Below are 9,419 nucleotides of genomic sequence, written 5' to 3' on the forward strand. Positions count from 1 at the left end.
GTGCGCGGGTCTTGCACCAGCAGGGTGTTGTCGTGGCTGGCGATTTTGCCGCGCGGCAGCTGGATCTGCGCGGCGGCGTCAGGTGTCAGGACCGGCAAGCCGCGCTGGCGGTCCATGACCAGCGGCGCCATGGACCAGCCGGGGACGAAGTCCTGTCTTTGGTGATCCCATGCGGCGCTGTGCTCCAGGCCTTGCTTATCCTTGACCCGGGCATGCAAGACGTTTGCTTCATCGTGAAAGAAGTCGCTGAGGGTGTGGTTGCCAAAGGCCGCTTGCAGCGCCTTCGAAGGCGGCGCTTCCTCGAGCACGAGTTCGCCTGCGACGAACCTGGTTTGTTGCCGCTCCGCGACGGTGGGCATGGTCGCTTGCAGCAGCTTGCCCGACGCCGTCGTCGCCAGCAGACGCTGCCCGGCGATTGCCACCGATGTGGGCTTCATGGCCTCGTCGTTGTCGGTGCCGGTGGGCGCGATCAGGTGATGTACGTCGTGCACGTCCGGCCCTAGTGCATTGCGCTGCGCAAGCAAGTGCTGCCCGCTGGTGTCTTCGCTGAGCGCCATCAGCTCGCCATTTTGCGAGCGTCCCAGCGCGGTGACCTTGTGCTCGAAAGGCAGCGGCGTATTCAGATCATTCAGCGAGTACACCTTGCCTGTGTCGTTGAGCCCGAACAGGTGGCCGCCCCCGATGTTGTGCAGGGTTTTCAGCGTTGCACCTTGGGTGTTCTCCTGCCATTGGCCCCCTTGCAACGCGTACAGCTTATTTTCGTGAATCCGCCAGGCCGTGTTGCCGGTGTCTGTGTGCACGCCGGTGATCTGCGCGCGATGGGCATCGGTGGGCATCGCCACATGGGAGGCGCGGTTCGGCCGGTTCTCACTGCTTTTGAACAACGAGATGGCCGCATCGCTGGCATGGGCGTGCAGCAACCGGTGCTGCGTATCGACCATCAGGTATTCGGTTTTTTCCGCGTTTTGATTGAGCTCCGCAAGGCCCTGATAGCGCTGGTCGTGTTTGCTCAGAATGCTCTCGAGCAGGCGCTCGGTGCGATTGGTCTGGCCAGGCGCGCCAACGACCAGTTTTTGATTGTGCAGCGCCATGCTGAGTCGGGGTGTCAGCGCCATGGCGTGTGGCTGGGCGGCCGTCGGAGCGGTGGTTGCCGGGCCGCCTGGTTGTGCCGGCGCAGGCGTCTGTGCTGAGGAGGACGCGGTGGCGGCAGGGTGCGTGTTCGCAGCAGGCGCGCTGCGCGGGATTGACGAGGCGTCTCCCGGTCGGGCTTTGAACAGGCCACCGGTGAAATTCCGGCTTCTCTCCAGTGTTGATCGGCTGGCGGTGGCCATGCGCGCGAGGATATTTTTACGCTGCGCGGGTCCGGCAGCTGCGGGTGCAGAAGGGTTGAGCGCGGCACTGCCGACATTCGTCGTCCGGCCGAGGGACACTGGAGGTAGAGACATCCTGACGCCGTCCATGCAAGTGAGTGCTTTGCAGGGTGAGTGGCGTCAGGCAGGCGGTCAGTTCCCGATTATCTCCAAAGCTCAGGCTGTCCCGGGCGAGGGCTTGCGACGGGGCCGCGAAATGACCGACTCAATGTTCTTGCGTCCGATCAGCAACGGACTTTTGGCTTTGCGCGAGGCCGGCATGTCAGCCAGCCATTTGTACATTACCAGGCAGTCCACCAGCCCCAACCGGGCGTGGCGATAGGCGCGGGGGAGGCGGCCCACCACTTCGAAGCCGAGTTTCTGCCAGAGCGCGACGGCGACTTCGTTGGTCGCCACAACGGAATTGAATTGCATGGCCGAAAAACCACTGTCCACCGCCTGCTGCTGGGAGTGCTCGCACATCAGGCGCGCGACGCCGCGACCCCTTGCCGCCGGCGTGACCATGTAGCCGCAGTTGCTGACATGGCTGCCGGGCCCGGCAGCATTGGCCTTGAGGTAATAGCTGCCGAGCAGCACGCCGTCTTCTTCGGCGACCATCGTGTGCAGCGGGTATTCCAGCCACAGGTGCCGGGCCTGTTCAAAGGTCAGGTCGGGGGCGTAGGCGTAGGTTTCCTGCGCCCGGACCACGGCGTTGAAGGTGGGCCAGAAAGCCTCGAAGTCGTCGGCGTTCATGGGGCGGATGTGGATCATGAGGCATTCCATGGGATTGAGAACCTCACACCCGTGGGAGCCGGCTTGCTGGCGAATGGGAGGGTTCATTCGCCATTAAGGTATCTGGACGGACGCCTTCGTCCGTTCGCGGCCTGCAGCAAGACGGCCCCCACAGGAGCTTGGTTTATTCCAGCCAGCGTGGGAATCCGCCGGATGTCGGTTAGGGGATGCGAGACATTGGTGCGTCAGTAAAGTCAGGACACCACTCGATAGCACGGCACATACGCCGCGCCGCCGGGCAATTTCATCCGGTGCTGCTCGACGAAGGCTTGCAGCAACTGGTCCAGCGGCTTCATCACTTCGGCGTCGCCATGGATTTCGTACGGGCCGTGTTCCTCGATCAGGCGAATGCCCTTGTCCTTGACGTTGCCCGCCACGATGCCTGAGAACGCCCGACGCAGATTGGCCGCCAGTTCGTGGGGCGGCAGGTCACGGCGCAGTTGCAGGCTGGCCATGTTGGCGTGGGTCGGATCGAAAGGGCGCTGGAAGCTCTCTTCGATCTTCAGCAGCCAGTTGAAGTGGAATGCGTCGGCGCGGTCGCGACGGAACTGACGCACCGAGGCCAGCCCTAGGGTCATCTGCCGGGCCACTTCCGACGGGTTGTCGATGATGATCTGGTAGTGCTTGTGTGCTTCTTCGCCCAAGGTAGCGCTGACGAAGGCGTGCAATTGCTCCAGATACGGCGCAGTGCTTTGCGGGCCCGTGAGGATCACCGGGAACGGCAGGTCCTGGTTCTCCGGGTGCATGAGGATGCCCAGCAGGTAAAGGAATTCCTCCGCCGTGCCCGCGCCGCCCGGGAAAATGATGATGCCGTGGCCCACGCGCACGAAGGCCTCCAGACGCTTCTCGATGTCCGGCAGAATCACCAGTTCGTTGACGATCGGGTTCGGCGCTTCGGCCGCGATGATGCCCGGTTCTGTCAGGCCCAGGTAACGGCCGCCGGTGATGCGCTGCTTGGCGTGGGCAATGGTCGCACCCTTCATCGGGCCTTTCATCACGCCGGGGCCGCACCCGGTGCAAATGTCCAGTTTGCGCAGGCCCAGCTCATGGCCGACCTTCTTGGTGTATTTGTATTCTTCGGTGTTGATCGAGTGGCCACCCCAGCAGACCACCATTTTCGGCTCGACACCGGCGCGCAGGGTGCGGGCGTTGCGCAGCAGGTGGAACACATAATCGGTGATGCCCTGTGAGCTGCTCAGGTCGATGCGCTGACTGTCGAGCTCGCTTTCGGTGTAAACGATGTCACGCAAGGCGCTGAAGAGCATTTCCCGGGTGCTGGCGATCATCTCGCCATCGACGAAGGCGTCGGCCGGGGCGTTCAGCAGTTCCAGGCGTACGCCACGGTCTTGCTGATGGATGCGCACTTCGAAGTCCTGGTAGGCCTCGAGAATGGTTTTGGCGTTATCGACGTGGGCGCCGGTGTTGAGAATGGCCAGGGCGCACTGGCGGAAAAGGGTGTAGATGCTGCCGGAGCCCGCGGCGCTGAGCTGCTGGACTTCACGTTGCGACAGGGTTTCCAGGCTGCCCTTGGGGCTGACCGAAGCGTTAATGACGTGTCTTGTAGCCATGCTTGATTCCTTGAAAGCGGTGCCGGCCGCCACGAGAGGGGGCCGGGCACGAATACAATGAACGCCAGCGGCGCTCACCCATGGGGCCATTTTTTACATCGGTTGGTCAGGAAAGCAAACGTTGTGAGCGCGATTCTGGAAATTTCCCCCGACCCCGGTATGCTGCACGTCGACGCCACGACCCATCGGCCTTCCCGACGCTATGATCTTCAACTTCACGATTTTTCTCTGCACCCTTGTCGCCATGGAAGGGGTCGGCTTTCTCGCCCACAAGTACGTCATGCACGGCTGGGGCTGGTTCCTGCACAAGTCCCATCACCAAGAACACCTCGGCGCGTTCGAGACCAATGACCTTTACCTGCTGGCGCTGGGGCTGGTGGCAATCGCGCTCATCGTCGCCGGCAACAGCGGCCATGATCCGCTGCAATGGGTGGGCGCCGGCGTCGCGGCGTTCGGCCTGATCTACGTGCTGTTTCATGACGGCATGGTCCACCGCCACTGGCCCGTTCGACCTCGGCCGCGCAGCCGCTACCTCAAGCGGCTCTACCACGCGCACCTGGCGCACCACGCGATCAAAGGCCGGCGCAACAGCGTATCGTTCGGCTTTCTGTATGCGCCTTCGGCCGCCACCCTGAGCAAGCAGCTGCGCGCCCATCGGTCTGCCTCACCTGACACGCGCTGCGGCGACACCGGCAGCACGGCCATGGGCCGGGATTTGCAGAACGGCTGAGCGGGTTATCCGTCGAACGTGTGATTAATTTCATGCGCGTCACGCTGTTCAGCGTCGCGTTGCTGTCGTAGAACTGCAGGCCAGTCGTCTCAGGCTGTTAATTCAATCGTATGTCCTTTCTGGAGAACCCCATGACTCAAGCATCGACTCAGGCAACGGGCAAGACCATCACGTTCAAACGCCCGGACGGCAAGGAAGTCAGCGGCTACCTGGCCACCCCGGCCAAAACCGAAGGCGCGCCGGCCGTGGTGGTGATCCAGGAATGGTGGGGGCTCAACGAGCAGATCCGTGGCGTGGCCGACCGGCTTGCCGCCTCGGGGTATCTGGCGCTGGTGCCTGACCTCTACCGTGGCGAAGTCACCGTGGAGGAAGAAGAAGCCCATCACCTGATGGACAAGCTCGATTTCGCCGACGCCGCCACCCAGGATATTCGCGGCGCCGTGCACTACCTCAAGGGCCACAGTCAGAAAGTCGGTGTCACCGGTTTCTGCATGGGCGGCGCACTGACCCTGCTGGCGCTGAACTTCATCCCTGAACTGTCGGCCGGCGTGGTTTTTTACGGCGCACCGCCGCTGGAGTTCCTCGACCCTGCGGCGATCAAGGTGCCGGTGCAGGCGCACTGGGGAACCCAGGACGAGTTCTTCCCGGCTGAAACCGTCGACCAGCTCGAAGCCAAACTCAGTGAAGGCGGCGTCGATCTGGAATTCCACCGCTACCTGGCGCACCACGCCTTCGCCAACGAAACAGCCGTCGGGCCCGGCCGCATTCCGGGCACGCAATACGACCCGGTCTGGGCGCAACTGGCCATGGACCGTACGCTGACGTTCTTTGGCCGGACATTGTGGGGCTGAGCAGGGCTTAGCGGTGCTGAATAAGGGGATGGGCAGGGGCTGACCGCGCAGCCAGCGGTGTGGTTGGCGGCGCGCATCAACCGGCGCTGAAACCGCCGTCCACGGTCAGCGTCACGCCGTTGATCATGCCGGCGTCGTCGCTGAGCAAAAACGCGATGGTCGCCGCGATTTCCCCGGGCTGTACGAAACGGCCCAGAGGGATGCGCGACAGCATGGCGCCGGCTTTGACGGGGTCGCTCCAGGCCTTGTCTGCCATCGGCGTCAGTGTCACCACCGGGTTGACGCTGTTGACCCGAATGCCGTGGGGCCCAAGCTCGACCGCCATCACCCGGGTCATGGCATCCAGCGCCGCTTTCGACGCGCAGTAGGCCAGATGATCCCGGGTGCCCACCGCCGCGGCGAGGCTCGAGACGTTGACGATGGCGCCCGGTACGCCGCGCGCGATCAGGTCGCGGGCGACGATTTGAGCCACGACCATCGGCGCCCGGGTGTTCACCGCCATCAAGTGATCGAACGTCTCGACCGCTGTGTCGAGAAACGACTCCAGCTCGACCACGCCCGCACAGTTGACCAGCAGGTCGATGGGCAACACCGAGGCCACGGCCGAGCGGGTCATGGCCACGTCAGCGAGGTCCGCCACCAGTGTCTGCGCGCAGTAGGCCAGGTCATCAGGGTTACGCCCCATGGCAATGACCTGCGCGCCGCATCGCGTCAGCCACTGCACGGTTTCCCGGCCAATGCCTTTGCCCGCGCCGGTGACCAGAATCCGCTTGCCGCCAAAGTCATGATCGGCCATCGCGATCGCTCCAAGAGTGAATCAGTTGTCGTGTTCCAGCAGTTGGCGAGCAGCGCTCTCGTCAATCACCAGCTCATGGACGAACTGGCGCAGCAGCACCGCGCGAATGATTTCAGCCTTGTAGGGGCCTCCGGAGACCAGCACGACTTTTTTGATCCGCCGCAGGTCTTCCAGGTCCAGGGAAACAGCACGGCGGTTGAGCGGGTGACTGACTTCGTGGCCGTCGCGGTCCAGCCAGCGGCCGAGCAGGTCGCCCACCGCGCCGGCTTCACGCAGGGACTGCGCGTCCTGCGCATTCACCAGGCCCAGTTCCAGCATCAGCGAGCGCTCGCTCAAATCGCCAACGGTCAGTAGCGCCAGGTCAGCCTGCCGCGCCTTGCCGAGCACCGCCTGCACCGAGGCCTCTTCGAGGTACATGTCGCGGTACTGCTCGGACGGCGCAAAGACCGGCGCAGCGAGGTAGTAATAGGCGCCGCCGAACAGCCCGGCGAAACTCGACGCGATCTCGACCGTGTTGTTGGCCGAGCCGTAATGCAGGCCGCCCAGCAACGACAGCACAGTCAGGTTCGGCAGCGCCCGCGCCGAAAGTTCGCGCACCGCCTGGCGCAACGTGCGGCCCCAGCCCACCGCGACGATGCTGCCGTCGACGAGGTATTCCTCGATGCTCGGCGCGATGCCGACACCGAGCACACGAAAGATCGTCGACGGGTCGTCCGGGGAGGGCACCACCGTGACGCGGCGCAGGCCGAAGCGCTGCTGAAGGCGGTCCTCCAGTTCAATGCACGCGGCCAGCGGCGAGGTGATGCGAATCTGCACCACGCCGGTCTCGCGGCAGGTGGCCAGGGCCTTGTTGACCCGCACGCGGGTGATGCCCAGCCGGTCGGCGATCTGCTGTTGGGTCATGTTGTTGACGTAATACGACCAGGCGATGCGGATGTTGAGCTGGTCCTCGGGGTTTACCGGTTCGGGGTGAGCGCTCGTTTCCGGGTAACGATTCTGCACGGCGGTGTCCTTACTGTGGCCGGTCAAGCGGGGCGTCTCTATCAAGGCTGATTCACGGCTACTTCACCGCGCCCATGGTCAACCCCTGTACCAGGTGTTTGGAAACCATCAGCGCGAAAATGATCACCGGAAACACAATCAATGTGCCGGTCGCCATGATCTCGCCCCAGGGCAAATCGTAGCCGCTCATGAAACTGGTGGCGGTCACCGGCGCGGTGCGGGCGGTGTTGCGGGTCAGCACCAGCGCGTACAGCAACTCGTTCCAGGAAAAGATGAACGAGAAAATCGCCGACACCGCCACTCCCGGCATCGCCAGTGGCAAAGCGATGCGCCAGAAGATGGTGAAACGGGACGCGCCCGACAGCCGCGCGGCTTCGTCCAGGTCCTTCGGCACGCCGCGGAACTGATCGGTGCAGATCCACACCACGATGGGCAGGTTGAAGGTCAGGTACACCAGAATCAGCACCAGATGGGTGTCGATCAGGCCCATGGTTCGCGCCATCAGAAAGATCGGCAGCGCCACGACGATGGGGCTGAGCATGCGGTTGGTGATGAACCAGAACCACAAGTCTTCCTTGCCCTTGAATTCAAACCGCGCCAGGGCGTAAGCGGCGGGCGTGCCTAGCCCGACGGCCAGCACGGTGGTGCTGACCGCGACGATCAGCGAGTTGCCCAGGCTGTGCAACACGTCGCGCTCGAACAGCACTTTCACGTAGTTATCCAGGTGCGGCGTGAACGCCCAGATCGGCGGCGAGGCGAGGGCTTCGGCCTGGGTCTTGAGGCTGGTGGCGACCATCCAGTAAAACGGAAACACCGCAAACACAAAGATCGCCAGCAGACCCACCAGGTGCCAGGCATTGACCCTGGCCCGTGGCCGGGCGAAGGCATGGGAGGCCGGGTTTTTTGCAGTCGCGGCGGTGGCCATGTCAGATCTCCCGATAAACGAATTTGATGTACAGCCGGGCCAGCACGATAGTCAGGATCAGCATCAGGATCGCCTGCGCCGAGGCGACGCCTTGATCAAACACACGAAAACCGATGCGCTGGATGTACACGCTGACCAGCTCGGTCGCCGCGCCCGGCCCGCCGCGGGTCATGGTGAACACGGTGTCGAACATTTTGAGGATGTCGGCGGTGCGCAGAATCAGGATCACCGTCGCGCTGGGCAGCAGGAACGGCAGCTGCACGTAACGCACGATCTGCCAGCGGCTGCGGGTTTCCAGGCGCGCAGCCTCTTCGATTTCGTTGGGCACCATGGTCAGCCCGGCCAGCAACACCAGCGCGCAGAAGGGCGTCCATTGCCAGATGTCCATCAGCGCCACAGCGATAAACGCGTTGGTGGTGTCGCCCAGCCATTCGACCGGTCCGGCATTGACCATCGAGAGCAGGGCGTTGGCCACGCCGAAATCACGGTTGAAGATCAGCCGTCCTATCAGTCCGGCCACGGCGGGCGCCGTGGCCAGCGGGATGACCAGACTCATGCGCGCCAGCAATTTGAAACCCGAGAGCCCGGGCTTGTGCAGCATCAGCGCGATGATCAGCCCCAGCGCCAACTGGATCGGCACCACGGCAATCAGAAACAGCCCGGTTCTGCCAAGCGCGGCCCAGAACGACGCGTCGTAGAGCACGTTGAGGTAGTTGTCGAAGCCGATAAAAGGCGTCGCGTCCCTGGGCCGCGCCAGGTTGTACTGACGAAACGAATTGACCAGCGCGAACACCGTCGGAAAGATCCCGATCAGGGCCAGGGCAACCGTGGCCGGTGCCAGAAAAGCAAAAGCTGCGCGGGTGTTGTTCCACAGGGTCGGGAACGGCGGTTTTTTTCTGTTGGTCATGGAGGTGAGTCTCGAGTGTGCGGACATCTCGCGGCATTACGCTGATCCCTGTGGGAGCCGGCTTGCTGGCGAATACGGTGTGTCATTCACCGCAGCGGTGTCAGACAAGTCGCATTCGCCAGCAAGCCGGCTCCCACGGAGCGTGGTCAGCCGTCACTTCAGCAATTTGGCCTTGCCGTCGTAATACCCCGCCTTCTTGAGGATCTCTTCCATCCGGCTGCCGATTGCCTTGGCGCCGGCTTCTACGCTGGTTTTGCCGAGCATGATCGCGGTGCCGTTTTCACCGACCACTTCGGAAATTTCCGGCCATTGCGGGAAGCGAGGGCGATAGTCAGGCACGCCGCCTTCCCACGAGGTCACCATCGGTTGCACGAACGGGTACTTCTTCTGCACCTCGGCGTCCTTGTACACCGACATGCGCCCGCTCACGCCACCGGCTTCCAGGTACGGCTTGGCCATGGCTTCGGAGGTGACCCACTGAATGAACAGCCACGCCGCC

At 63.3% G+C, this 9,419-nt stretch carries 10 protein-coding genes; 2 read left to right on the top strand and 8 right to left on the bottom strand.

Going from position 1 to position 9,419, the window contains the following annotated elements:
* The 3 genes from VF672_RS16800 to ppnN form a co-directional block, all read right to left on the bottom strand.
* Positions 1-1,445, bottom strand: a 1,445-nt coding sequence (locus VF672_RS16800) for an AvrE-family type 3 secretion system effector (RefSeq protein WP_331105687.1), incomplete at its 3' end; no start/stop codon positions are given.
* Between the two features lie 81 nt (positions 1,446-1,526).
* On the bottom strand, positions 1,527-2,120 hold the full coding sequence (locus VF672_RS16805) for an N-acetyltransferase (RefSeq protein ID WP_331105688.1): 594 nt from the start codon (positions 2,118-2,120) through the stop codon (positions 1,527-1,529).
* A gap of 215 nt (positions 2,121-2,335) precedes the next feature.
* Positions 2,336-3,709 (bottom strand): nucleotide 5'-monophosphate nucleosidase PpnN, encoded by a 1,374-nt coding sequence (ppnN, locus tag VF672_RS16810; RefSeq protein WP_331105689.1) that lies wholly within the window; start codon positions 3,707-3,709, stop codon positions 2,336-2,338.
* Positions 3,710-3,911: 202 nt separating this feature from the next.
* Here ppnN and VF672_RS16815 point away from each other — a divergent pair, with 202 nt between their 5' ends.
* Both VF672_RS16815 and VF672_RS16820 read left to right on the top strand, forming a co-directional pair.
* Positions 3,912-4,439 carry a sterol desaturase family protein gene (locus VF672_RS16815; protein WP_331105690.1) on the top strand — a complete coding sequence of 176 codons (528 nt, stop codon included), beginning with the start codon at positions 3,912-3,914 and terminating at the stop codon, positions 4,437-4,439.
* Between the two features lie 131 nt (positions 4,440-4,570).
* Positions 4,571-5,290: a dienelactone hydrolase family protein gene (locus tag VF672_RS16820; RefSeq protein WP_331105691.1), complete on the top strand. Its 720-nt coding sequence runs from the start codon at positions 4,571-4,573 to the stop codon at positions 5,288-5,290.
* 76 nt (positions 5,291-5,366) lie between these two features.
* On the opposite strand, the gene VF672_RS16825 is transcribed toward VF672_RS16820, so the two are convergent.
* From VF672_RS16825 to VF672_RS16845, 5 genes are all read right to left on the bottom strand, one after another.
* On the bottom strand, positions 5,367-6,086 hold the full coding sequence (locus tag VF672_RS16825; RefSeq protein ID WP_331105692.1) for an SDR family oxidoreductase: 720 nt from the start codon (positions 6,084-6,086) through the stop codon (positions 5,367-5,369).
* Between the two features lie 21 nt (positions 6,087-6,107).
* Complete coding sequence (locus VF672_RS16830) at positions 6,108-7,088, bottom strand: sugar-binding transcriptional regulator (RefSeq protein ID WP_331105693.1); 981 nt, start codon at positions 7,086-7,088, stop codon at positions 6,108-6,110.
* Positions 7,089-7,146: 58 nt separating this feature from the next.
* On the bottom strand, positions 7,147-8,013 hold the full coding sequence (locus VF672_RS16835) for a carbohydrate ABC transporter permease (RefSeq protein WP_331105694.1): 867 nt from the start codon (positions 8,011-8,013) through the stop codon (positions 7,147-7,149).
* Position 8,014: 1 nt separating this feature from the next.
* Positions 8,015-8,920, bottom strand: a complete 906-nt coding sequence (locus tag VF672_RS16840; protein ID WP_331105695.1) for a sugar ABC transporter permease — start codon at positions 8,918-8,920, stop codon at positions 8,015-8,017.
* A 153-nt stretch (positions 8,921-9,073) separates the two neighbouring features.
* Positions 9,074-9,419, bottom strand: a 346-nt coding sequence (locus VF672_RS16845; RefSeq protein WP_331105696.1) for a hypothetical protein, incomplete at its 5' end; no start/stop codon positions are given.

The sequence above is a fragment of the Pseudomonas sp. genome (assembly GCF_036387035.1).
GTDB lineage: Bacteria > Pseudomonadota > Gammaproteobacteria > Pseudomonadales > Pseudomonadaceae > Aquipseudomonas.